Origin of the sequence: Neorhizobium sp. P12A (genome assembly GCF_008365395.1) — a bacterium.
In the GTDB taxonomy this organism is placed as follows: Bacteria; Pseudomonadota; Alphaproteobacteria; order Rhizobiales; family Rhizobiaceae; genus Rhizobium.
Window position 1 is genome coordinate 336,650 of sequence record NZ_QOVX01000004.1, and the last position, 25,375, is coordinate 362,024.

The 25,375-nt window shown below is 59.5% G+C and carries 20 protein-coding genes; 15 read left to right on the forward strand and 5 right to left on the reverse strand.

Annotated features, from left to right (window positions below):
- Positions 1 to 6 precede the first annotated feature (6 nt).
- The 10 genes from nuoL (at position 7) to DTW90_RS16035 (ending at position 12,239) form a co-directional block, all read left to right on the forward strand.
- Positions 7 to 2,004, forward strand: a complete 1,998-nt coding sequence (gene nuoL, locus DTW90_RS15990) for an NADH-quinone oxidoreductase subunit L (RefSeq protein ID WP_149339518.1) — start codon at positions 7 to 9, stop codon at positions 2,002 to 2,004.
- Positions 2,004 to 3,515, forward strand: coding sequence for an NADH-quinone oxidoreductase subunit M (locus tag DTW90_RS15995; RefSeq protein WP_149339520.1), 1,512 nt, complete (start codon positions 2,004 to 2,006; stop codon positions 3,513 to 3,515). Before nuoL ends, DTW90_RS15995 begins: the two co-directional genes overlap by 1 nt.
- An 18-nt stretch (positions 3,516 to 3,533) precedes the next feature.
- Positions 3,534 to 4,979 (forward strand): NADH-quinone oxidoreductase subunit NuoN, encoded by a 1,446-nt coding sequence (nuoN, locus tag DTW90_RS16000; protein ID WP_149339522.1) that lies wholly within the window; start codon positions 3,534 to 3,536, stop codon positions 4,977 to 4,979.
- Positions 4,979 to 5,743, forward strand: coding sequence for a biotin--[acetyl-CoA-carboxylase] ligase (locus DTW90_RS16005; protein ID WP_149339524.1), 765 nt, complete (start codon positions 4,979 to 4,981; stop codon positions 5,741 to 5,743). The genes nuoN and DTW90_RS16005 overlap by 1 nt, the downstream gene beginning before the upstream one ends.
- A gap of 16 nt (positions 5,744 to 5,759) precedes the next feature.
- Positions 5,760 to 7,427, forward strand: a complete 1,668-nt coding sequence (locus tag DTW90_RS16010) for a ribonuclease J (protein WP_149339526.1) — start codon at positions 5,760 to 5,762, stop codon at positions 7,425 to 7,427.
- 46 nt (positions 7,428 to 7,473) lie between these two features.
- A complete protein-coding gene (mce, locus tag DTW90_RS16015) occupies positions 7,474 to 7,878 on the forward strand; it encodes a methylmalonyl-CoA epimerase (protein ID WP_149339528.1) in 405 nt (134 codons plus the stop codon).
- 137 nt (positions 7,879 to 8,015) lie between these two features.
- On the forward strand, positions 8,016 to 8,294 hold the full coding sequence (locus tag DTW90_RS16020; RefSeq protein ID WP_149339530.1) for a DUF1467 family protein: 279 nt from the start codon (positions 8,016 to 8,018) through the stop codon (positions 8,292 to 8,294).
- 591 nt (positions 8,295 to 8,885) lie between these two features.
- Positions 8,886 to 10,208 carry a proline--tRNA ligase gene (gene proS, locus DTW90_RS16025; RefSeq protein WP_149339532.1) on the forward strand — a complete coding sequence of 441 codons (1,323 nt, stop codon included), beginning with the start codon at positions 8,886 to 8,888 and terminating at the stop codon, positions 10,206 to 10,208.
- Between the two features lie 18 nt (positions 10,209 to 10,226).
- Entirely contained in the window at positions 10,227 to 11,540 is a 1,314-nt protein-coding gene (locus tag DTW90_RS16030) for a lipoprotein-releasing ABC transporter permease subunit (RefSeq protein WP_149339534.1), read from the forward strand.
- 15 nt (positions 11,541 to 11,555) lie between these two features.
- The gene (locus DTW90_RS16035) at positions 11,556 to 12,239 is read left to right on the forward strand and encodes an ABC transporter ATP-binding protein (protein ID WP_132516815.1); all 684 of its coding nucleotides are present in this window, start codon (positions 11,556 to 11,558) and stop codon (positions 12,237 to 12,239) included.
- Positions 12,240 to 12,264: 25 nt separating this feature from the next.
- Here DTW90_RS16035 and DTW90_RS16040 read toward each other — a convergent pair whose 3' ends face one another.
- Positions 12,265 to 12,852, reverse strand: a complete 588-nt coding sequence (locus tag DTW90_RS16040) for a hypothetical protein (protein WP_149339536.1) — start codon at positions 12,850 to 12,852, stop codon at positions 12,265 to 12,267.
- Between the two features lie 355 nt (positions 12,853 to 13,207).
- Here DTW90_RS16040 and dnaE point away from each other — a divergent pair, with 355 nt between their 5' ends.
- Positions 13,208 to 16,708: a DNA polymerase III subunit alpha gene (dnaE, locus tag DTW90_RS16045; protein ID WP_149339538.1), complete on the forward strand. Its 3,501-nt coding sequence runs from the start codon at positions 13,208 to 13,210 to the stop codon at positions 16,706 to 16,708.
- Between the two features lie 13 nt (positions 16,709 to 16,721).
- On the opposite strand, the gene DTW90_RS16050 is transcribed toward dnaE, so the two are convergent.
- Positions 16,722 to 17,990: a L,D-transpeptidase family protein gene (locus tag DTW90_RS16050; RefSeq protein WP_149339540.1), complete on the reverse strand. Its 1,269-nt coding sequence runs from the start codon at positions 17,988 to 17,990 to the stop codon at positions 16,722 to 16,724.
- 198 nt (positions 17,991 to 18,188) lie between these two features.
- Between DTW90_RS16050 and DTW90_RS16055 the strand changes: the two genes are divergently transcribed.
- The gene (locus DTW90_RS16055) at positions 18,189 to 19,928 is read left to right on the forward strand and encodes a GNAT family N-acetyltransferase (protein ID WP_149339541.1); all 1,740 of its coding nucleotides are present in this window, start codon (positions 18,189 to 18,191) and stop codon (positions 19,926 to 19,928) included.
- A gap of 4 nt (positions 19,929 to 19,932) precedes the next feature.
- On the opposite strand, the gene DTW90_RS16060 is transcribed toward DTW90_RS16055, so the two are convergent.
- Entirely contained in the window at positions 19,933 to 21,225 is a 1,293-nt protein-coding gene (locus DTW90_RS16060; protein ID WP_149339543.1) for a DNA polymerase IV, read from the reverse strand.
- Between the two features lie 81 nt (positions 21,226 to 21,306).
- Between DTW90_RS16060 and DTW90_RS16065 the strand changes: the two genes are divergently transcribed.
- On the forward strand, positions 21,307 to 21,888 hold the full coding sequence (locus DTW90_RS16065; protein WP_149339545.1) for a GNAT family N-acetyltransferase: 582 nt from the start codon (positions 21,307 to 21,309) through the stop codon (positions 21,886 to 21,888).
- An 8-nt stretch (positions 21,889 to 21,896) separates the two neighbouring features.
- Here DTW90_RS16065 and DTW90_RS16070 read toward each other — a convergent pair whose 3' ends face one another.
- Both DTW90_RS16070 and DTW90_RS16075 read right to left on the reverse strand, forming a co-directional pair.
- On the reverse strand, positions 21,897 to 22,544 hold the full coding sequence (locus tag DTW90_RS16070; RefSeq protein ID WP_149339546.1) for a hypothetical protein: 648 nt from the start codon (positions 22,542 to 22,544) through the stop codon (positions 21,897 to 21,899).
- A 2-nt stretch (positions 22,545 to 22,546) separates the two neighbouring features.
- Positions 22,547 to 22,855 (reverse strand): DUF3572 domain-containing protein, encoded by a 309-nt coding sequence (locus tag DTW90_RS16075; protein ID WP_132518026.1) that lies wholly within the window; start codon positions 22,853 to 22,855, stop codon positions 22,547 to 22,549.
- Between the two features lie 132 nt (positions 22,856 to 22,987).
- Between DTW90_RS16075 and DTW90_RS16080 the strand changes: the two genes are divergently transcribed.
- Entirely contained in the window at positions 22,988 to 23,359 is a 372-nt protein-coding gene (locus DTW90_RS16080) for a response regulator (protein ID WP_028754034.1), read from the forward strand.
- Positions 23,360 to 23,376: 17 nt separating this feature from the next.
- Positions 23,377 to 24,753: a PleD family two-component system response regulator gene (locus DTW90_RS16085; RefSeq protein ID WP_132516799.1), complete on the forward strand. Its 1,377-nt coding sequence runs from the start codon at positions 23,377 to 23,379 to the stop codon at positions 24,751 to 24,753.
- Positions 24,754 to 25,375 lie beyond the last annotated feature (622 nt).

The following is a 25,375-nucleotide window of genomic DNA, read 5'->3' on the forward strand; positions in this document are numbered from 1 at the left end:
ACAGCTATGTTTCTCTATAAGGCTATCGTCTTTCTTCCTCTCATCGGCGCCTTGATCGTCGGCCTTCTCGGCAATCAGATCGGCTCGAAGGCTTCGGAATATATTACCACTGGCCTGATGATCATCGCGGCCATCCTGTCGTGGATCGTTTTCTTCACCGTCGCGCTCGGCGAACCGCATGACCTGCCGATCAAGGTTGAGGTTCTGCGCTGGATCCAGTCCGGCGGCATAGACGTCTCCTGGGCGCTGCGCATCGATACGCTGACCTCGGTCATGCTGATCGTCGTGAACTCGGTTTCGACACTGGTTCACGTCTATTCGATCGGATACATGCATCACGATCCGCATCGTCCGCGCTTCTTTGCCTATCTGTCGCTCTTCACCTTCGCCATGCTGATGCTGGTAACGTCGGACAACCTTGCCCAGATGTTCTTCGGCTGGGAAGGCGTTGGTCTCGCTTCCTACCTGCTCATCGGTTTCTGGTTCAAGAAGCCGTCAGCAAACGCAGCTGCAATGAAGGCCTTCATCGTCAACCGCGTCGGCGACTTCGGCTTCGTTCTCGGCATTGCCGGCGTCTTCGTGCTCTTCGGCTCGATCAACTTCGACGTGATCTTCGGAAACGCCCAGAGCTTCGCTGCAGGGCAGGGCGGACAGCCCGGCGATATCGTGCTGAACCTCTTCGGCATGCAGCTCGATCGCGCTCATGCGCTGACCGGCGTCTGCCTGTTGCTCTTCATGGGCGCGATGGGTAAGTCGGCACAGTTCCTGCTGCACACCTGGCTACCGGATGCCATGGAAGGCCCGACCCCGGTCTCGGCGCTCATCCACGCAGCAACCATGGTCACCGCCGGTGTGTTCCTCGTCGCCCGCATGTCGCCGATCTTCGAACTGTCGCATGATGCGCTGCTCTTCGTGACCGTCATCGGTGCGATAACCGCCTTCTTTGCGGCAACCGTCGGCCTGGTGCAGAACGACATCAAGCGCGTCATCGCTTATTCGACCTGTTCGCAGCTCGGCTACATGTTCGTGTCGCTCGGTGTCGGCGCTTATGGCGCAGCGATCTTCCACCTCTTCACGCACGCCTTCTTCAAGGCGCTACTCTTCCTTTGCGCCGGCTCGGTTATCCACGCCGTCGACGGCGAGCAGGACATGCGTCACATGGGCGGCCTTCGCACGCATATCCCGAAGACCTTCCTGATGATGATCATCGGCACGCTCGCGATCACCGGCGTCGGCATCCCCTTTACGCCGATCGGCTTTGCAGGCTTCTTCTCGAAGGATGCGATCATTGCGGCATCCTACGCGTCGCACAGCCCGGCATCCGGCTTCGCTTTCACGTTGCTCGTCATCGCGGCGCTCTTCACCAGCTTCTACTCCTGGCGTCTGATCTTCATGACCTTCTACGGTGCCCCGCGCGCTTCGCATGAGGTGATGCACCACGTGCATGAATCGCCGAATGTCATGCTGATCCCGCTCTACCTGCTGGCGATCGGTGCCGTCTTTGCCGGTTTCGTCTTCCATGGCGCGTTCGTCGGCGAAGCCTACAGCGAGTTCTGGAAGAATGCGCTGTTCACTCTGCCGGACAACAAGATCCTGGAAGAGATGGAGCATAACCCGGCCTGGGTCGAGCTCAGCCCCTTTATTTCGATGGTGCTCGGCTTCGTGATCGCCTGGTACATGTACATCAGGTCGCCGGAAACTCCGAAGGTACTGGCTCGCCAGCACCGCGTGCTCTACGAATTCCTGCTCAACAAGTGGTACTTCGACGAGCTTTACGACTTCCTTTTCGTTCGCACCGCCAAGGCTCTCGGCCGCTTCCTCTGGAAGCAGGGTGACGGCACCGTCATCGACGGTTACGGCCCGAATGGTGTGGCTGCCCGCGTCGTCGATGTCACCAACCGCGTTGTCCGTCTGCAGACGGGCTACCTCTACCACTATGCCTTCGCGATGCTGCTCGGTGTCGCGGCCCTCGTTACCTGGATGATGCTCGGGAGTTCCTTCTGATGACCGATTGGCCCATTCTTACAACGGTCACGTTCCTGCCGCTGGTCGGCGTCCTGCTCCTGCTCTTCATGCGGGATGACGGACCGAACGGCCGCCGCAATGTCCTGAACATCTCGCTGGCGACGACGGTATTCACCTTCATCGTCTCGCTCTTAATCTGGGCCGGCTTCGATAGCTCGAACCCCGGCTTCCAGATGGTCGAAAAGCATGATTGGCTGAGCACGGGTATCTCCTACCATGTCGGCGTCGACGGCATTTCGATGCTCTTCGTCGTCCTGACCGCCTTCCTGATGCCTTTCTGCGTCCTGGCAAGCTGGCTTTCGATCGAAAAGCGCATCAAGGACTACATGATCGCCTTCCTCGTCCTCGAGACGATGATGACCGGCGTTTTCGTGTCCCTCGATATCGTCCTGTTCTACGTCTTCTTCGAAGCCGGCCTCATTCCGATGTTCCTCATCATCGGCGTCTGGGGCGGCAAGGATCGCGTCTACGCCAGCTACAAGTTCTTCCTCTACACGCTGCTCGGCTCCGTGCTGATGCTGCTCGCCATCATGGCAATGTACTGGCAGGCCGGCACGACCGATATCCCGGCATTGCTCGCCTACAAGTTCCCGCCGGCGCTGCAGACGTGGCTATGGCTCGCCTTCTTCGCGTCCTTCGCTGTCAAAATGCCGATGTGGCCGGTTCACACTTGGCTTCCTGACGCGCACGTTCAGGCGCCGACGGCAGGCTCGGTCATCCTGGCTGGTATTCTGCTGAAGCTCGGCGGCTATGGCCTCATCCGCTTCTCGCTGGCCATGTTCCCGGATGCGTCTCATTATTTCGCACCCTTCGTCTTCTCGCTGTCGGTCATCGCCATCATCTACACCTCGCTGGTGGCGCTGATGCAGGAAGACATCAAGAAGCTGATTGCCTATTCCTCGGTTGCGCACATGGGCTATGTCACCATGGGCATTTTCGCTGCCAACCAGCAGGGCGTTCAGGGCGCTATCTTCCAGATGCTCTCGCACGGTATCGTGTCCGGCGCGCTCTTCCTCTGCGTCGGCGTGATCTATGACCGCACCCATACCCGTGAGATCTCCGCCTACGGCGGTCTGGTCAACAACATGCCGAAATACGCCGTTGCGATGATGATCTTCACCATGGCAAACGTCGGTCTTCCTGGTACGTCGGGCTTCATCGGCGAATTCCTGACGCTGATCGGCGCTTACCGCGCCAATACCTGGGTTGCGCTCTTTGCCGCCACCGGCGTCATCCTCTCGGCCGCCTACGCGCTCTGGCTCTACCGCCGCGTGATCTTCGGTGCGCTGGAGAAGGAAAAGCTGAAGGCGCTGCTCGATCTGTCGCCGCGTGAACAGCTGATCCTTTATCCGCTGATCGCGCTGACGATCTTCTTCGGCGTCTATCCGGCCCCGATCTTCGACGCGACGGCTGCTTCGGTTGACCATCTCGTGAACAACTACACCGCAGCCCTGCACGCCGCGCAGAATGTTGCGCTGTCGATGAAATGATGACAGGACTTTTTCGACATGACCGCTGACACAATTCTCGCAAGCCTGCATCTTTCCGTCCCGGAACTCATCCTCGCGGTCGGCGCACTTGTTCTGCTCATGATCGGCGTCTTTGCGGGCGAACGCTCGGGGCGGATGGTGAGCGTGCTCGCGCTCATCGTGTTTGCCATAGCGGCTCTCTGGCTGATCTTCGTGCCCAGCGAAGGCCTTGCCTATGGCGGCGTCTATCTCGCGGATGGCTTCTCCCGCTTCATGAAGGTTACCGCGCTGATCGGTTCCTTCGTGGCGCTGTTCATGTCTCTCAACCATGCTTCGGAGAACCAGCTCGACAAGTTCGAGTTCCCCGTGCTTCTGGTGCTGAGCACCCTCGGCATCCTGCTGATGATCTCGGCAAACGACCTGATCTCGCTCTATCTCGGCCTCGAGCTGCAGTCGCTCGCGATCTACGTCATCGCCGCGATCAACCGCGACAGCCTGAAGTCGACGGAAGCCGGTCTCAAGTACTTCGTCCTCGGAGCCCTGTCTTCGGGCATGCTGCTCTACGGCATGTCGCTGGTCTACGGCTTCACCGGCCACACGCATTTCGTCGACGTCGCCCATGCGCTGACGGCGGATGGCGCTCGCTCGCTCGGCCTCATCTTCGGCCTGGTCTTCATACTCGCCGGCATCGCCTTCAAGATCTCGGCCGTTCCGTTCCACATGTGGACGCCGGACGTTTACGAAGGTGCGCCGACCCCGGTTACCGCCTTCCTGGCCGGCGCTCCCAAGGTTGCCGCCATGGCGATGATGACCCGCATCGTCATCACGGCCTTCCAGCCGATCCTTGCCGACTGGCAGCAGGTCATCACCTTCATCTCGATTGCCTCGATGCTGCTCGGCTCCTTCGCGGCAATCGGCCAGAAGAACATCAAGCGACTGATGGCCTATTCCTCGATCGGCCACATGGGCTATGCGCTGGTCGGCCTCGCCGCCGGCACACAGACGGGCGTGTCGGGCGTCATGCTCTACATGCTCATCTACATGGCAATGACGCTCGGCAGCTTTGCGATCATCATGTCGATGCGGCGCGCGGACGGTACGCAGGTCGAAAACATCGATGATCTCGCCGGCCTGTCGACGACCAATCCGTTCATGGCTGTCGTCCAGACCGCGCTGATGTTCTCGCTCGCAGGCATTCCGCCGCTGGCCGGCTTCTTTGCGAAGTACTTCGTCTTCGTCGCCGCCATCCAGGCCCATCTCTATGGCCTTGCAATCATCGGCGTCCTGGCATCGGTCGTCGGCTGCTACTACTACCTGCGCGTTATCAAGGTGATGTGGTTCGATGAAGCAACCGGCCAGTTCGCCCGCACGTCCGGCTCGCTGCGTCTGGTCTTCGGTCTCTCCGGCCTCTTCGTGCTCGGCTATGTCTTTATCGGCTCCTCTATCGGTGGTGCTGCTGAACTGGCTGCCGCGACGCTGTTTTGATGGGTTCTGATAAGAAACGCCGGAAGTCGGTCGCCGACTTCCGGCATGATGCCCTCCTTGAGACATCCTCGACCAACACGGAATGTCTTGTGCGGGCTCGCGCCGGAGACGCCGGCGATCTTTGGGTCACCGCCGCCCGTCAGACCGGCGGCCGCGGTCGGCGCGGACGGCCTTGGGTCTCCGAACCCGGCAATCTCTATGCATCCCTGCTTCTGATCGATCCTGCTCCGATGGAGCAGCTCGGTTCTCTGCCGCTGGCTGTGGCCGTCTCCGTCCATCAGGCTGTGCGTTCCGTTCTCCCGCCGTCTTCGGAACCGGTCGAGGTCAAATGGCCGAACGACATATTGATCGGCCGTAAAAAGACCTGCGGCATCCTGATCGAAGGCGAGAAGCTGGTTGATGGCCGCTACGCGCTTGTCATTGGGATCGGCGTTAATATCGCCACGAAGCCCGACAACGCCATCTATCCGGTTACATGCTTGCGTGAGCAGGGCACATCGGCATCGCCGGAAGAGCTCTTTGCCCGTTTGTTTGCCTCCATGGTCGAGGCACTCGACGAATGGGATGGCGGCAGCGGAATCCGCGATATCACCGCGCGCTGGCGACAGGTTGCCTGCGGCGTCGGCGAAAAGATAACCGTCAATCTGCCCGATCGCTCGATTTCCGGACAATTCGCGGGAATAGATGATAATGGCCTGTTGATGCTCGACACCGGCGGGGGCAGGATGATGCCGATTGCTGCCGGTGATGTTTTTTTCGGATAATGGATTAGAAAATAATATGGCGAACCAAGACGAACTGGTGTTTCTGCCGCTCGGCGGAGTGGGCGAGATCGGCATGAATCTCGCGCTCTACGGCTATGGGGCGCCAGAGCATCGCCAGTGGATCATGGTCGATTGCGGCGTGACCTTCCCGGGTCCGGATCTGCCGGGCGTCGATCTCGTTCTGCCCGATATCCGCTTCCTCGCAAAGGAGCGCAAGAACCTCAAGGCGATCATCATCACGCATGCGCATGAGGATCACTACGGAGCGCTGAGCGACCTGTGGCCGGGGCTGAACGTTCCGATCTATGCCTCGCCGTTCACCGCCGGGTTGCTGGAAGCCAAGCGCGATTACGAGAAAACGATGGGTGAAATTCCCGTGACGATCTTTAGGGCTGGCGACCGTATCAATGTCGGCCCTTTTAGCGTTGAAGGCGTCGCGGTCAACCACTCCATTCCCGAGCCGATGTCGCTGATGATCCGCACGCCGCTCGGCAACGTGATCCACACCGGCGACTGGAAGATCGATCACGAGCCGTCGCTAGGTCCCCTGACGGATGAGACGCGTTTCAAGCAGCTCGGCGATGAGGGCGTGCTGGCGTTGATGTGCGATTCCACCAACGCGCTGCGCGATGGCGTTTCACCTTCAGAAAAGGATGTCTCGGAGAGCCTGCGTAAGATCATCGAGGCGGCCGAGGGCCGTGTGGCGATCACCACCTTCTCCTCGAATGTCGGCCGTATCCGCACGGTCGCGGAAGCCGCCGAAGCCGCGGGCCGCGAAGTGCTGCTGCTCGGCAGCTCGCTGAAGCGTGTCGTCGATGTTGCGCGCGATGTCGGCCTGATGGAGGGCGTCAAGCCGTTCATCGCCGAGGACGAATACGGCTATATTCCGCGGGACAAGGTCGTCGTGATCCTGACCGGCAGCCAGGGTGAGCCGAGAGCAGCGCTTGCCAAGCTGTCGCGCGACGAGATGCGCAATGTGGCCCTCTCGGCCGGCGACATCGTCGTCTTTTCCTCCCGCGCCATTCCCGGCAACGAGAAGGCGATCCAGGACATCAAGAACGGATTGGTGGAACAAGGCGTTCACATCATTACCGACAGCGAGGCGCTGGTTCACGTATCCGGCCATCCGCGTCGCAACGAGTTGCAGAAGATGTATCAATGGACCCGGCCGAAGGTCGTCGTGCCGGTCCATGGCGAAGCTGCACACCTGACTGCGCACAAGGAACTGGCCGAGCAATCCGGTATCGCGATCGTGCCGCGCGTACGCAATGGCGACGTGCTGCGATTGGCGCCCGGCCCGGTACAGGTCGTGGACGAGGCGCCACATGGACGCATCTACAAGGACGGAACGCTGATCGGCGATTTCGACGAAATGGGTATCGGCGAACGCAAGAAATTGTCCTTTGTTGGCCATGTCGCCGTCAACGTCGTGCTGGATAGCCGCTACGATATCGTTGGCGACCCTGATCTCGTGCCGATCGGTCTGCCGGTCTATGACGACGAGGGCGAGGATATGGAAGACACGCTCTTCGACGCTATTGTCAGCGCTGTCGAGAGTGTCCCGCGCGCGCGCCGCAAGGATCTCGCCATGCTGCAGGAGGCGGTGCGCCGGGCCGTACGCTCGACGGCAAATCAGGTCTGGGGCAAGAAGCCCGTGGTCACGGTGTTCCTGACGAAGGTTTGAGGACCGCGCGTTAAGGCCGGGGCGTATGGCCAGGGAGGAGGCCAGCATGCTGGGACGTATCAATCACATCGCAATTGCCGTCCCCGATCTGGCGGCAGCTACCGAGAGCTATCGCGATATTCTCGGCGCGGCGGTATCGCAGCCCCAGGCACTGCCGGAGCATGGCGTGACCGTCGTCTTTGTCGAGCTGCCCAACTCGAAGGTCGAGCTTCTGGAGCCTCTCGGTTCTGATTCTCCCATTGCCGCCTTTCTCGAAAAGAACCCTTCGGGCGGCATGCATCATATCTGTTACGAGGTGGCGGATATCATGAATGCCCGCGACCGACTGCTTTCGGCCGGTGCCCGGGTTCTCGGCAATGGCGAACCCAGGATTGGTGCACATGGCAAGCCGGTTCTCTTCCTGCACCCCAAGGATTTTTTCGGAACGCTCATCGAACTTGAGCAGCTGTGACATTAGGGCACTCAACGGTGCTTTGAGTGAGAACCGCTTTGCCTCTATAAGAATGTCATGAAGGCGGCGTCGCGGATGGAAAGGGCAGGTGGCTTGGGCCGGTCTGCCTGGTTCCGTCTCCGCCGAGGGAGGCATGCATGACACAGGCTATTTTTTCGACAGTTGCCGTCTATTTCGTTGTCTGGTGGATTACGCTTTTCGCAGTCCTGCCATTCGGCCATCGTACCCAGGCCGAAGACAACGAAGTCGTTCTGGGCACTGTCGCAAGCGCGCCGACGAAATTCAGGGGCTGGCGAGTCGTTCTGATGACGACGCTTGCTTCCGCTATCATCTATGGCGGCTGGTTCATCCTAACGGATTACTTCGGATTCAGTTTCGACGCCCTGCCGCAGATCGTTCCGCGCTACGGCGGTTGATAGCCCGCAATCTGTCATACAATTGTTACCTCGCCAGTGCAAAGAGCATGCCTATCGGCTGACCAATCATCCATCGATGGAGGCCAGCGGGCGGTTCTTCCGAAAGTTCGGAGCAGGCTGTGCAGGGCGAGGTGGGGAAGCCATAAAGCCAAAAAAAAACAAGGCTATAAGCCTTGTTTTAAGTATCGCGTGATCCTTATCCGTTGCCGGGGCTGCGAGCAAGCGCGCCTAAGATCTGATCCTCCCAAGACTTGACCGCGAGAACGACAAGAATTTAACCTTCCTGCCTCTTTTGTGAGCTAAAACTAGCTCAAAGAATGAGCTTTGTCATCTGTTTTTTTGCATTTTTGCTACACTTGTACAAAATTTTTCTGTTGACAAAATTTCGGCCCAAGTCCTTAGAAATATGTGCTTTTTCGAATTTGTATAGAAAAGCCGTAATCCCCTGCTTTAACGTCAGGCTGATGCGTTCGTTCGTCTGCAAGGCGGGTTTCTTTCCGGCCGCGAAGCGGCTATGAACGCCAGCAGTGTTAACGCTTTATGGCGATTCCGTTTTTGACTGCGGAATCGGCAAAATCTCTGGAATCCGCTATGCGCTTATCCCGTTACTTCATGCCCATCCTGAAGGAAAATCCCAAGGAGGTGGAAATCGTATCGCACCGGCTGATGCTGCGGTCGGGCATGATCCGTCAGCAGAGCCAGGGTATCTATTCGTGGCTGCCGCTGGGCAAGCGCGTCTTGGACAAGGTCAACAATATCGTCCGCGAGGAGCAGAATCGCTCCGGCGCCATCGAGCTCCTCATGCCGACGCTGCAGTCCGCCGAGCTCTGGCAGGAAAGCGGCCGCTACGAGGCCTACGGCAAGGAGATGCTGCGCATCAAGGACCGGCAGGACCGGCCGATGCTTTATGGCCCCACGAACGAGGAAATGGTGACGGATATCTTCCGCACCTATATCAAGTCCTACAAGGACCTTCCGCTCAATCTCTATCATATCCAGCTGAAGTTCCGCGATGAAATCCGCCCGCGCTTCGGCACCATGCGTTCGCGCGAATTCTTGATGAAGGATGCCTATTCCTTCGACCTGACCAAGGACGACGCGATCCATTCCTATAACAAGATGTTCGTCGCCTACCTGCGCACCTTCGACAGGCTCGGCCTGCGCGCCATTCCGATGCGCGCCGACACCGGCCCGATCGGCGGCAATCACAGCCACGAATTCATCATTCTCGCCGACACCGGCGAATCGGAAGTTTTCAGCCACAAGGATTTCGTCAATTTCGACATCCCCTCGGCCGACACCGATTTCGATGATGTCGCCGGCCTGCAGGCGATCTTCGACAAGTGGACCTCCGTCTATGCGGCGACATCGGAAATGCACGACGAAGCGGCCTTCAACGCCATTCCGGAAGGCGAGCGCCTTTCGGCACGCGGCATCGAGGTCGGCCACATCTTCTATTTCGGCACGAAATATTCCGAGCCGATGGGCGCCAAGGTGCAGGGTCCTGACGGCAAGGAACACGCTGTCCACATGGGATCTTACGGAATCGGGCCGACGCGCCTTGTTCCCGCCATCATCGAAGCCTCGCATGACGAGAACGGAATCATCTGGCCGGAATCCGTGGCGCCGTTCGATGCGATCATAATCAACATGAAAGCTGGCGACGAAGCCTGCGATTCCGCTTGCGAAACCCTATATGCCGCTCTGACGAAGGCCGGCAAGGACGTGCTTTACGACGATCGCGACGAGCGCGCTGGAACGAAGTTTGCGACCGCCGACCTGATCGGCGTGCCGAAGCAGATCATCGTCGGCCCGCGCTCCATCGCGAACGGCGAAGTGGAAGTGAAGGACCGCAAGACGGGCGAGCGCCAGACGATCACGGTCGATGCGGCAATCAACCAGCTCGCGGGCTGATTTGGAACAGGAAACGGAATGGCAGTGAGCAGCGCGGCAGTAGACCAGCAGGAAAAGACATCCGCCAAAGCTCCGGCGTCCCGGCCATTTTCCGCCTTTGAAAGAGTGGTCGCCTGGCGCTATCTGCGCGCCCGGCGCAAGGAAGCCTTCATTTCAGTCATCGCCGGCTTCTCCTTCATCGGCATCATGCTGGGCGTCGCCACGCTGATCATCGTCATGGCCGTCATGAACGGCTTCCGCACCGAGCTCATCACTCGCATTCTCGGGCTCAACGGCCACGTCATCGTCCAGCCGGTAGACGCGCCGCTGAACAATTACGACGAACTCGCCAAGAAATTCTCGGCCGTGCCTGGTGTGACCATGGCGCTGCCATTGGTGGAGGGCGAGACCCTGGCATCCGGCCGTGGCGGCTCAGGTACCGGCGCCCTGGTGCGCGGCATCCGCGCCGAGGATCTGGAAAAGTTGAAGACCGTGGCCGGCAACATCAAGGCCGGTGACCTGACCGGCTTTGCCGCCGGGCAGGGCGTGCTGATCGGCTCGCGCATGGCCCAGCAGCTCGGCATTACAGCCGGCGACCAGATTACATTGATCGCGCCGGATGGCGACGTCACGCCCTTCGGCGTCAATCCACGGGTGAAGTCCTACACCGTCTCGGGCATCTTCGAGATCGGCATGTCGGAATATGATGCCTCGATCATCTTCATGCCGTTGGAAGAGGCCCAGCTTTATTTCAATACGGAAGGCATCGTTCAGTCGATCGAGCTCTTCGTCACCAATCCCGATGATGTCGACGCGCTGCGGCCGAAGATCGAGGCGGCGGCCGGACGCCAGGTCTTCCTGACTGACTGGCGCCAGCGCAACGAGACCTTCTTCTCCGCCCTCCAGGTCGAGCGCAACGTGATGTTCATGATCCTGACGCTGATCGTTCTCGTCGCGGCGCTGAACATCATTTCCGGCCTGATCATGCTCGTAAAGGACAAGGGCAGCGACATCGCTATCCTTCGCACGATGGGCGCGACGTCGGGTTCGATCATGCGCATCTTCTTCATGACCGGGGCTGCGATCGGCATCGTCGGCACCTTGGCGGGCGTGCTGCTCGGCGTTCTCGTCTGCGTCAATATCGAATCGATCCGCCAGTTCTTCTCCTGGATCTCAGGCACTGTCCTGTTTGACCCGCAGCTCTATTTCCTCAGCACACTGCCGGCGGAAATGGATTTGAGCGAGACGATCACCGTCGTCGTCATGGCGCTGACACTGTCCTTCCTCGCCACCATCTTTCCGGCCTGGCGTGCCTCACGGCTCGATCCGGTGCAGGCTCTCCGCTACGAATAAGGGTTGCTTCATTCCATGAAACGACATGTCGTTCTCGAACTATCGGGCATCGAGCGTCACTACGGGCAAGGCGAAACGAGGCTCTCCATCCTGAAGGGCGCGAATTTCTCGCTGCATAGGGGCGAGATCGTCGCGCTCGTTGCGCCGTCAGGCACAGGCAAATCGACGCTTCTGCATGTCGCCGGCTTGCTCGAGCATCCCGATGGCGGCGACGTCGTCCTGAACGGCAATGCCTGCAACGGGCTGTCCGACGATCGCCGCACGGCGATGCGCCGCAGCGATATTGGTTTCGTCTACCAGTTCCACCATCTCCTGCCGGAATTTTCGGCAGCCGAGAACATCATGATGCCGCAGATGATCGCCGGACTCTCCCGCAAGGAAGCCCGCGAGCGCGCCAGTGCTTTGCTGGACTATATGCGCATCGGTCATCGCGGCGATCACCGTCCGGCCGAACTGTCCGGTGGTGAGCAGCAGCGCGTAGCGATCGCCCGCGCGGTTGCCAATGCGCCGCTTGTGTTGCTGGCAGATGAACCGACGGGCAATCTCGACCCGGCAACGGCCCATTACGTTTTCGACGCGCTGGAAGCACTGGTTCGTCAGTCCGGTCTGGCTGCCATGATCGCGACACACAATCACGAACTCGCGGCCCGAATGGACCGCCGCGTGACGCTGAGCGACGGGAAGGTCGTGGAAATGTGAGGATCGGATTGCCGGGTGTGAGGCGTCAGTCCTGCTTGATGCCGCAGCCCGTTTGCCCGACCTGATCGTCCCAGTCCTCGATCTTGATCGTCTTCGGATCAGCCTTACTGTCCTTGCCGTCCTTCGTTACCTTGCCTGTCAGAACGTTGTAGTCGCAGGAACCGTTGTGATCAGGGTCCAGCGTGTCATAGTAGTTATAGGTGTAGCCGGCGACGACGAAGGCGCCGTTGCGATAGGCGAGCGTCAGCGTCTGGTCCCAGCGGTCGCGACCGACGCCGCTATTTTCCGAATGAACGGCGATCGAGCCGTTCGGCATGCCCTTGATCGCAGGGTCCTGGCCGAACATGCCGTCGAGGCTTGCATTGCCCCAGACTTTCGCCGGCGCCGTCGTGACCAGTTTCAACAGGTCGTGATCCTTGTCGCGCAGGTAGATATAGATCGCGATATCGTCGCCCTGTTCCTTCGGGCCGACGAGCATCGCCATATCGGTCTTGCCGTCCTTGTCCCAATCGCCCGTGGTGGCGTCGATGATGTGCTCGGGCGCGATATCCTCGGCGGCGGCGACCCCGCCGGTCAGAAGGAACAAAAGAATAGCCGGGATAAGATTTCTCATTTCGATTGGCGCTCCCCGGATCAGGATGGTGTCCGGCCGTTTTAACCATAGTCGAAGACTTTAAAAGATATCGCGACAAATTCGTCGAAACTGCCGTTGACTCTCGAACAGAAATAGAACAAAAAAGAAACATAACGAGTAAGGAGAGCACAGATGACCGAGATCATTCGAGACATTGCAGCATTCACCTCCATCGTCATGTTCGTCGCCAGTTTTTCCCTCATCATGATGGCGATGTAATTTTGGGGATCGGCCCGCGGTAATGCATGGCTGATCCACGTAAGCACGACTGGACTTTGCCGCCAGCTATGCCGAAAATATGCGCGAAAGACTCGGGCATTTGGAAAGGCATATCATGGCGGATACGACAGGGGGCAGCGTATTAGGCGCGCCGTTGGGAGAAGCTCCCGAGTTTGTGCATCTGCGCGTCCATTCCGCCTATTCGCTTCTTGAGGGCGCTTTGCCGCTCAAGAAGATTCTTGCCAAGGTCGCCAGCGACAGCCAGCCGGCGATTGCCATTACCGACACCAACAATCTTTTCATCGCGCTGGAATTCTCCCAGAAGGCGATGGACGAGGGCTTGCAGCCGATTATCGGCTGCCAGGTGTCGATCGATATGGAGGACGCCGCAGAGGGCGAAAAGCGCAACGGCCAGCAGGCGCTCGCCAAACTGCCGTCGATCGTGCTTCTGGCTGCCACCGACGCGGGCTATGAGCGTCTCGTGGATCTCGTCAGCCGTGCCTATCTCGGCGGCGAGGGTACCCAGGCCGTCCACATCTGCGCCTCCTGGCTGGAGGAGATCGGGACTGGCGGCTTGATCGCCTTGACCGGGTCGCTAGGCGGCCCGATCGACATGGCGCTGAAGGAAGGGCACGCGCCCCAGGCTTTGGCGCGGCTGATGCAGCTGAAGCGCCTGTTCGGCGACCGGCTGTATGTCGAGTTGCAGCGGCACGGCACCTACGACCGCCGCCACGAGCAGCGCATGATCGGCCTTGCCTATGAACATGACCTGCCGCTGGTAGCGACTAACGAAGCCTTTTTCCCGACCCGCGACGATTACGATGCGCATGATGCCCTGATGGCGGTTGCGCACAACGCCATCGTCTCGGATGACAGCCGCTTTCGCCTGACGCCGGATCATTATCTGAAGAGCCGCGCCGACATGGCCAAGCTCTTTGCAGATCTGCCCGAGGCGCTGGAGAACACGGTCGAGATCGCCCGGCGCTGCTCCTTCGTCCTGAAGACCCGCAAGCCGATCCTGCCGCGCTTTACCGGCGCCACCGACGACCCGGAGGAGGCAGAGCGTGCCGAGTCGGGCGAGCTTCGCCGCCAGGCGGTCGAAGGCCTGGACATGCGGCTTGCAACGCTCGGCATGTCGGCGGGTTACGAGGAGAAAGATTACCGGGAACGGCTGGAATTCGAGCTCAGTGTCATCGAGCGCATGAAGTTCCCGGGCTACTTCCTGATCGTTGCAGACTTCATCAAATGGGCCAAGCAGCATGATATCCCCGTTGGCCCCGGCCGCGGCTCCGGTGCGGGCTCGCTGGTTGCCTATGCGCTGACGATCACCGACGTCGATCCGTTGCGTTTCTCGCTGCTCTTCGAACGCTTCCTCAATCCGGAACGCGTCTCGATGCCGGACTTCGATATCGACTTCTGCCAGGACCGCCGCGAAGAGGTGATCCGCTACGTCCAGCAGAAATACGGCCGCGAACAGGTGGCCCAGATCATCACCTTCGGTTCGCTTCAGGCGCGCGCCGCCCTTCGCGACGTCGGCCGCGTGCTCGAAATGCCCTATGGCCAGGTCGACAAGATTTGCAAGCTGGTGCCGAACAATCCGGCCAACCCGACACCGCTGTCCAAGGCGATCGAGGAGGAGCCGAAACTGCAGGAAGAGGCGGACAAGGAGCCGGTCGTCGCCCGCTTGCTCGATATCGCCCAGAAGATCGAGGGTCTCTACCGCCACGCTTCGACCCACGCCGCCGGCATCGTCATCGGCGACAGGCCCTTGTCGAAGCTGGTGCCGATGTACCGCGATCCGCGCTCCGACATGCCGGTCACGCAGTTCAACATGAAGTGGGTCGAACAGGCCGGCCTCGTCAAGTTCGACTTCCTCGGCCTGAAGACGCTGACTGTCCTCAAGGTCGCGGTCGATTTCGTCGCCAAGCGCGGCATCAAGGTCGATCTGGCGGCGATCCCGCTGGATGACAAGCCCACTTACGACATGCTCTCGCGCGGCGAGACGGTCGGCGTGTTCCAGGTGGAAAGTGCGGGCATGCGCAAGGCGCTGATCGGCATGCGCCCCGACTGCATCGAGGACATTATCGCGCTGGTGGCGCTCTATCGCCCGGGCCCGATGGAGAATATCCCGACCTACAACGCCCGCAAGCATGGCGAGGAAGAACTAGAGTCGATCCATCCGACGATCGACCATCTGCTCAAGGAAACACAGGGCGTTATCGTCTATCAGGAACAGGTGATGCAGATCGCCCAGGTCCTGTCGGGCTATTCCCTCGGCGAAGCCGATCTTCTGCGCCGCGCCATGGGTAAGAAGATCAAGGCGGAGATGGACCAGCAGCGCGAGCGCTTCGTCGACGGCGCCGTCAAGAACGGTGTGTCGAAGCCGCAGGCTGACAACATCTTCGAACTCCTGGCGAAGTTCGCAAACTACGGCTTCAATAAGTCGCATGCCGCCGCGTACGCGATCGTCTCCTACCAGACCGCCTATATGAAGGCGCATTATCCGGTCGAATTCCTCGCCGCCTCGATGACGCTCGACATGTCGAACACCGAGAAGGTCAACGATTTCCGCCAGGACGCCAAGCGTCTTGGCATCGAAGTCATCGCACCGTCGGTACAAACCTCGTTCCGCCATTTCCAGACCGGCGACAACCGCATCTATTATGCGCTCGCCGCGATCAAGGGCGTGGGCGAATCGGCGGTCGACCATATTGTCGAGGTGAGGGGCGACAAGCCCTTTGCCAGCATTGAGGATTTCTGCCTCCGGATCGATCCGCGACAGGTCAATCGTCGCGTGCTGGAAAGCCTGATTTCAGCCGGCGCCTTCGATTGTTTCTCGATTGACCGCGCAGAGCTGATCGGTGGCCTCGACCGGATCATGGGCTATGCGCAGCGCGCCCAGGAGAACAAGACCAGCGGCCAGTCCGACATGTTCGGCAGCGGCGGCTCTTCCGGCCCGGAGAAGATTTCGCTGCCGCATTTCACGCCGTGGCTCGCTTCGGAGCGCCTGCTGAAGGAATTCCAGGTCCTCGGCTTCTACCTGACCGCCCACCCGCTCGACAGCTACAACAAGGTGCTCGACAAGATGCGCGTGCAGACCTTCGCCGATTTTTCGGCGGCGGTGAAGCAGGGCGCAAGCAACGGCCGCCTGGCCGGTACGGTCATTTCCAAGCAGGAGCGCAAGACGCGCACCGGCAACAAGATGGGCATCTTCGTCTTCTCGGATTCGTCGGGCCAGTTCGAAGCGGTGCTTTTCTCGGAGACGCTGAACCAGTATCGCGACGTTCTCGAAGTCGGAAAATCCTTCGTCATCACCGCGCAGGCCGATGAACGGCCGGAAGGCATCAGTCTGCGGCTCGCAACCGCGCAGTCCCTTGAGGAGAAATCCCTGCAGATGCAGAAGGCCCTGCGCGTCTATGTCCGCGATTCCGGCCCGCTGCGCGCTGTCGCTGCACACCTGAACGCCAAGGGCGACGGCCTCGTCTCCTTCATCGTCATCAAGGAAGACGGCAAGCGCGAAGTCGAGGTGGAACTGCCGCAGAAATATCGCATCACGCCGGAAATCGCCGCAGCCCTGAGATCCGCCCCCGGCATCATCGACGTCGAGCTGGTGTGACGCCCGGCGGCATTTAGCCCTTTCCGCCGAGGCCGCCCCTCTTCGTGATGGTGATGAAATCGGTGCCGTTGCCGGTCTCGGAGCTTACTCCGGCATCGGTGATGGTGAGCGACGATCCCGATGACAGCAGGTCTTCGATGTGGCGTCGCGCGTCGTCGGGAATGGTGATCCGGTCGAGCGCGCTTTCGGCCGCGCTCAGCGATTGTGACCGTGCCTCGCTGGTGATGCCGAGCCGCTTGCGCGCATCCTTCGACAGATCATCCTCGAGCGTGATCCCGTACCACTCCGCCTTGCCGCTGAGCTTGTCGACATTGTGGGCGGTAAAGAAATGCGTGCCCAACGCCTCCTGCGGGTCGGCGATGATGGCGGGCGCCTGGAACAGCGGCTTGAAATCCTGGCGGACCATGACCTCGCCATTCGGCGGCTCGCCCTTGCCGGCAATGGCATAGACGGCCTTCATCAGCGCGGGGCTGACGAGCCCGCCTGACGTGACCACATCATGCGCCTTCTTGAAATCCCCGATGGCCTGAACCGTTGCCGGTCCAAGCAGGCCATCAGGGGTGCCGGTCTCGTAGCCCAGTCCGTTCAGGATGTCCTGCAGGTCGCGGACATTATCCCTGAGCTCTCTGCGGGTGATGAGGATACGAAGCGGAGCCTCGTCCGCTGCGGCAATTTCCGGCGCGACCGGCGGCATCGGCAGGGAGGCGGCATCGTTGGTCGCAACCTGCACCGGCTCCGGCTGCGGCAGGAAGCTAGATGTCGTCGGCCTCAGCTCGAGGCCAGCAAAGAGCGGACCTGTCGCGGGCGCCGGCTGGGGCTGGAACAGTGCCGTGCTCTCGACCGGCTGCGGAACGAGCGGCCGATCGGAAATGACGACATGGACGCCGCGATCCGTCATCTTGAACAGCATCTCCGCAAAGGCCTTGGGCATGCGCACGCAGCCGTGCGAGGCCGGATGATTGGGGACATAGCCCGACTCATGCAGCGCGATGCCCGACCATGTCAGCCGCTGCATGAAGGGCATCGGTGAGTCGGAATAGATGTTGGATTCGTGATAGCGCTGCTTCTCCAGAATGGAAAAGATGCCCAGCGGCGTCGAATGCCCCTGTTTGCCGGTCGAAACCTTCGAGGTCGCGACGACTTCCGAGCCGTCATAGACGGCAAGCGATTGCCGATCGGTCGAAACCACGATCTGCAGCGTGCGGGCATCGCTCGCAAACGCAGGGTGTACAAGGGCTGTGGCCGACAGAAGGCCAAGTCCGAAGAAGAAACGGGACATCATGAACGCAATACCAAAACGCAATACTCGTGCCGCCACGGTAGACTTCGAAGTTTAAGGAAGATTTGAAGCAGACGCGATTGCGAAACATATCCTTGGCTTTCTTGCACCGCTCGGAATGCTTACCCCTTCATCATGATTGCCGCGCAATGTGTTTCATGTAATTCTTAAATTTCAAGAATCTTAAACACGGCGTCGTACATGCATATTGACGTGATCGAAGATTTTGACGAGCTGGAGGCGCTAAGGCCCAACTGGGATCGTCTCTACGCTGCCGATCCCGAGGCTCATTATTTTCTATCGTGGATATGGATCGCCACTTGGCTCAAATCACGTCCCTTGCCCTGGCTCGTCCTTGCTGCCAAGGATGAGCCGGAGGATGACGGGTACGTGGCTTTCTTTCCGGTGCAAATCGGCACCGGTCTCGACAAGGGCAGGGGCTTTTACAACACCATCGTGATGGGCGGCTCCTACTACGCGGTCTATACCGGCATATTGTGCGATCCGGTTTACGAGGATCTGGCGGTCGCCGCGTTGGCGGATCGCATTCGGGAGTTCAACTGGACGAGCCTGCATCTCGACGACATCTATATGTCGAGCGAGCGGCTGGATGCGTTTCTCGATCGGTTTCCGCAATCGGATTTCGTCTGCAGCAAGGTCTCGCGCCCCGCCCATATTACTGCGTCAGGCGCAAGGATCGACCACGATCTCTATGTCTACGTGCCGCTCACCGATGATTTCGAGCACTTTCTGAACGAGCGGCTGGGCGCGAAAACGCGCCGCAACGTCAGGCTCTGTCTGCGCAAGCTCGATGGTGGCGAGGAGTTTCAGGTCACTCACGCGGATGCCGATAGCATCGAGCGCGATCTCGAAACTTTCCACAGCCTTTGGCAGGCGCAATGGGGCGCGACCAATCCGCGATACGCGCGCTATATCCTTGATAGTTCGCAGCAAATGCTATCGGAATGTTTCAACGATGGCACGCTTCTCTTGTCTATCCTCTGGCGGGGCGAGACGCCGCTTGCTGCATTCGTCATCCTTCTGGATTGTCCTCGCAGGTCCATGGTCTGCTTTCTCGGAGCCCGCGACTTGGCGTTCAAGAATCCGTCTCCAGGATTGATGCTGCATGCCGACAATGTCCGCTGGGGTATCGAGAATGGTTTCGAGCGCTACGATCTCGGGACCGGCGATTATGCCTACAAATATATGTTTGGCTCCAAGGAACATCGTATCGAGCGCCTGCGGATAACCACGCGCAGCAAGCGGAACCTTGGCGAGAGACTTGATCCTCGCAGCCTGCCGATCGTCGTTGCGCGGGCGAAACGGCTTCGCGATGACGGCGATCCCGTCAACGCCCAGATCGCCTGTCGGCAGATCCTTGCCGTCGAGCCGTCTCATCAGGATGCATTGGCCCTCTATCGGGATATCGGTTCGCTCTGGGTTCCGGAAGGCGATGCGCTCCCGGAAAGCGCCAGCGTGGAGGAGGCCTTCGCCTTCCATCGTGCCGGCAATCTCGACGAGGCCGAAAAACTCTATCGCGCGGTGATTGCCGATGATCCGTCGAATTTCGACGCTGCGCACCAGCTCGGTATCCTGCTTTTGCAGCGGGGCGAGGTGCGTTCGGCAGAGGCGGAGATAAGGCGGGCGCTGGAAATCCGTCCGACGGCCGCGTCAGCGCATTGCAACTATGGCAATCTCCAGGCTGGCACAAACGACTTCGATGGCGCGATGGTCAGCTATGATCGCGCGATAGAGCTTGAGCCGCTGCACGCAATAGCCTTCAACAATCGCGGCAACGTCCTGCGGCGGCTGGGCCGCCCGGAGGAGGCGCTCTGGAGCTACGAACGCGCCATTGCGCTCCAGCCTGCGTATAAGCAGGCGATCGATAACCGGCAGGCGCTTTTGAAGCTGTTGGATCAGGAAGTTCCCGAGCCGGCGTGAGAGATCAGCTCCCTCGCTTGCCACTGCCGAAGGTGTAGCCGGTCTCGACCGTCTTGTTTCCGAACTTCTCCCGCAGCTTGTCCATGGCCGCTTCCGCCGCTGCGCGGCGTGTTGCATGCTCGTCTATAAGATCGGGCGGATCGGCGCGTGCGGTATCGCCGAGATCAGTGACGCCGATGCCGAGAAGGCGGAATTTCGTGCCATCCGTCTCGTTTTCCAGAAGCTTCAATCCTGTTCGGAAGATGCGATCGGCAAGCTGGGTCGGATCCTCGAGCCGGCGATTGCGGGTACGGCTCTTGAAGTCCGTGGTCTTGAGCTTCAGCACGACGGTCTGCCCGGCGATGCCGCTTCGCTTCAATCGCCCCGAGACCTTTTCCGAGAGACTGCGCAGGATCGGCACCAGATCGTCATGGCGCGAGATGTCGTCGAAGAAGGTGGTTTCCGCGGATACGCTCTTGGCTGCATCGTTCGGATGGACGTCGCGGTCGTCGATGCCGCGCGACAGGCGAAACAGGCGCTGGCCAATGACCCCGTAGCGCCGCATCAGATCGCCTTCCTCCATCGTCTGCAGCTGGCCTATGGTTTTGATCCCGTCGCTCTCCAGCGTCGCCGCAAAGGCCTTTCCGACACCCCAGATGGTCGTCACGGGGCGAGGGGCGAGAAATTCGACGGCTTCCTGCTGTCCGATGACGGAAAACCCGCGCGGCTTCTGCAGATCCGACGCCACCTTGGCGAGGAACTTGCAATAGGAAAGGCCGACGGAAACGGTGATGCCGATCTCGGTCTCCACCCGCTTGGCAAATTTCGCCAGGATACGGGCGGGCGGGTCGTGATGCAGGCGCTGGGTGCCGGCAAGCTCGAGAAAGGCCTCGTCGATCGAGAGCGGCTGCACGAGCGGCGTCAGCTCCTGCATCAAGGCCCGCACCTCGCGGCCGACGCGGCTGTATTTCTCCATGTCGGGCGGTATCACGATCGCCTGCGGGCAGGCCTCCAGCGCCTTGAACATCGGCATGGCCGAGCGAACACCGTGAATGCGGGCAATGTAGCAGGCGGTTGAGACGACGCCGCGCTTGCCGCCGCCGATGATGACCGGCTTGTCGGCCAGTTCGGGATTATCGCGTTTCTCGACCGAGGCATAGAAGGCATCGCAATCGATATGCGCCAGCGTGAGGTCGTAGAGTTCGCGGTGATAGACCAGCCTTGGGCTGCCGCAGGCGCGGCAACGACGCACCTCCGCCTTCTGCTCGGCAAGGCAGTCGCGACAGAAGTCGGGAGTCTTGTCAGGCATGGCGGTCATTGTGAGAACAAAAGTTGAACAAGTGAACATTAGCCTCTAAGCTCGCGAGTCTCAAGACAGAAGGAAGACGGGAGCGGACGGATGTCTGACGATTTGGAGGCTTTTCCCCTGACGCCCGAGCGCTGGGATGATTTCGAGACGCTCTTCGGGCCGAGCGGCGCCTGTTACGGCTGCTGGTGCACCCATTTCAGAGTGGAGACCTCTGAGCGGAAAACCATGGATGCGGATGCCAAGAAGCAATTCATGAAAGATCGGGTCATGTCAGGGCCACCTCCCGGCGTTCTCGGCTATATCGGTGATCGTCCGACCGCCTGGGTCCAGGTCAGTCCGCGCTTAGAACTCCCTCAATGGAATTCGCCGAAAACCGTGTCGAGACCCGTCGATCCTGCCGATGCGGAGGATCCGACGGTGTGGGCCGTAAGCTGCTTCTTCATGGGCTCCCGTGACCGCGGCAAGGGGCACAGCCATCGTATGCTCTCGCATGCAGTCAATTTTGCGAAGGCATCCGGCGCCCGTGTCGTCGAGGGCTGTCCGATCGAAAGGACCAAGCAATCGAAATCAGTCGGCCTCTACGTCGGTTCGCAGCGCATCTTCGAGGCGGCGGGATTTGCAGAAGTGGCAAAGAGAAAGGACGGAAGACCGCTGATGCGGCTGGTTCTATGAACTCCGCTTCAGGCCATGCGCCCGATGTGCTTCCGGATCAGCTTTGCGGCATCGTCCCAGTCGTTCGCGCTGACGATCCCTTCGGCAGGGGGGGGCGCAAAAGCGCGGAAATCGGCATTGGCCATCATGGTGACGAGGAAACAGTCGGGAACATGCTCGCGCACGGAAAGCAGATTGCGCTGGATGTCGTCGAGAAAGACGACCGGAAGCGTTCGGTTTCCGTGCAGTTGAGCGACCACAGGCCCCTTGGGTTCCTCGGTTGCGATCATCGGAAAGGCAAAGCCGAGGCGGTCCAGCAAGGTGCGGCGAACCGTCTGGTGACGCGGCGGCATCGCCGTCAGGAAGACGACGTCTGCATCCTCGGAAAGGGCCTCCAGCGTTTCGAGCGCGCGCTCGGCCGGCGTTTGCCACAGGTCCTGCGAGCCGAAGAAACTCTCCTGGAAGGCGGCAATCGCATCGTCACCCGGCTCGGAGCCATCAAGAAGCGAAACAATATTGCCGTGCAGGCGGAAGGAACGGGGCAGGAGATCGTGATTATTGGCACGCAGGAATGCCGTGAAAGGCGAGATGAACTCAAGAACGACTTCATCGATATCGCAAACGATCAGCGGCCTGTCCCGAAGTTGGACATGCGAGATATCCAGTGGCTCAATCACGCTCAATATTCTCCTGAGGACAGGCCGGGCGGCGAAAAATGGTGTGCGGCTGCTATGACCGCTTCGGGCGCCGTGCCTGATGCCGCGCAGAAGGCCATCAGGGTCGGCTCGTGGTTCATGAGGAAATCCAGCATGCCGGACAGAAAGCCCGGATCGTTGATGGCGCCCCTGACCTGTCCGGGCTCGATGCCCGTCAGCGCCAGAAAGCGCCCGAACAGGTCCGGTTCGTTCGCAAGCCAGCCAAGCACTGCGATAGCAGTTTCCTGCGGGTCGACGGTCGATTTATTAGAACTCTTGAAGTTGCTTTGCATTTCGTCTGACAAGTTACCTATTTTTCAACCAAATCCCTATAGCGTCGAACTTCGGAATTTATGGAATCAGCCACGGCGCGACCCTATATTTTCAGTAGATGTATTCAACGTCGGTCGCAGGGACAATTTGTCATGCCCAAGCAGGTGATGATTGTAGAAGACAACGAGCTCAACATGAAGCTCTTTCGCGATCTGATCGAGGCGTCCGGGTACACCACGATCCAGACCCGCAACGGCATGGAAGCGCTTGATCTCGCGCGCAAGCACCGGCCGGATCTCATTCTCATGGACATTCAGCTGCCTGAAGTATCGGGCCTCGAAGTGACGAAATGGCTGAAGGAAGACGATGATCTGCATGTCATTCCCGTCATTGCCGTCACCGCCTTTGCGATGAAGGGCGATGAGGAACGCATCCGGCAGGGCGGTTGCGAGGCCTACGTCTCCAAGCCGATCTCGGTTCCGAAATTCATAGAAACGATCAAGACCTATCTGGGCGACGCCTGAGCGGCGGGAAAGCTTATATGACCGCGCGAATTCTGGTGGTTGATGATATTCCGGCGAACGTAAAGTTGCTCGAAGCGCGGCTGGTTGCCGAATATTTCGACGTATTGACGGCCGAGAATGGGCAGCAGGCGCTTACGATCAGTGACAGCACGCAGGTGGACCTCATTCTTCTCGACATCATGATGCCGGGCATGGACGGTTTCGAAGTCTGCGAGCGATTGAAGGCCAATCCGCGCACGTCGCATATCCCGGTTGTCATGGTGACAGCTCTTGACCAGCCCGCTGATCGCGTCAGGGGCTTGAAGGCAGGTGCCGACGACTTCCTGACCAAGCCCGTCAACGATCTCCAGCTCATCTCCCGTGTGAAGAGCCTGCTTCGCTTGAAGACGCTCAGCGACGAACTGCGCGCCCGCGCGGAAACCGCGCGCACGCTCGGGATCGACGATCTGCAGCGGCTTGGGGAAGGGCGCACGGAAGAAAGCGGGCAGGTCCTCTTGGTCGATGGTCGCGGCAATTCGCAGGAGCGCATCGTTCGCGCCCTGAAGCCGATCGCCGATGTGTCGGCGCTGTCCGATCCGCAGGCTGCCCTGTTCGAAGCGGCCGAGCATCCGTTCGACCTGGTGATCGTCAATTCGAATTTCGATGATTACGACCCGCTGCGGCTCTGCTCGCAGCTTCGCTCCCTGGAGCGCACGCGTTTCCTGCCTGTGCTGCTGATCACGGAGCAGGGGGCCGATGACATGATCATCCGGGCGCTCGATCTCGGCGTCAACGATTACATCGTTCGACCCGTCGATCCGAATGAGTTGGTCGCCCGCAGCCTGACGCAGATTCGCCGCAAGCGCTACAATGATCGTTTGCGTGCCAGCGTGCAGCACACGATCGAGCTTGCGGTCACGGATGCGCTGACCGGACTGAGCAATCGCCGCTATCTCGACAATAGCCTGAAGATGATCTTCAACCGCTCGATGGCGCGGGGCCGACCGCTTTCCGTGTTGATCACGGATATCGATCGCTTCAAGCAGGTGAACGACGTCTATGGACACGACGCCGGCGACGAGGTGCTGAGGGAGTTTGCCGCCCGCATCCGCGCCACCGTGCGCGGCGCCGACCTCGCCTGCCGCTATGGAGGCGAGGAGTTCGTCGTCGTCATGCCGGATACGTCTGCGGACGTTGCCGCTACGATTGCCGAGCGGCTTCGCGCCGCCATCGAAAGCAGACCGTTTATGCTGAAGAACAGCGGGCTATCCCTAAATGTTACCGCTTCCTTCGGGATTTCAGCGCGCGTCAACGGCATCGAGACCCCGGATCATCTCGTCAAGCAGGCGGATCGGGCTCTCTACGAAGCAAAGAACACCGGTCGCAATCGCGTTGTCGCTTCCGCAGCGGCCTGATTGCACAACCATTTTGGCGCATAAACCCCTAGATTTTTAGGGGTATTTTCGTGTTTGCTAAAAACATTACAAAGTTTTAATTTTTTTATGCTGCGCGCAAGCATCGTAACATTAGCCAATTAAAATAATCGAGTATCTTGTTTTAAAAACTGCGGCGAATGTCGCATTCCGTAACGGAAGGTCGCTTCTCGCGAAGCTCACTACAATAGTCCAAAAAAGTAAAACATAGGAATTTCGCTCAAAAACGTGGAATTCTATGTATTTATAAATAGATTCTCGCTGTCATTCAGGAGATATAAGTACATATTAGAATATGTGAGAATATATATATTGAAAAATTTCTTGAAAGGCCTTGACATTTTCGACCTGGACTTGTTCCTTTCTCTCGTCATGAAGGGCTGAGGAGGCTCGATTTTAACCATAGATTCATGACTGTATTTTTTATCATTAAGAATTTGTTGATTTTCTGCCGTTTTCGCGCGAATTTAGGGTCATACAAGGACACGTCCAAAAGGACAGCGATACCCCATGATGCTCAGGTCCGCCGCATCTCCTGGGTCGTGGGGTCGGTCGACTGGCACGCAAAACAAAAGCGGTTCCTCGTACCGCATTGCATGCTGGT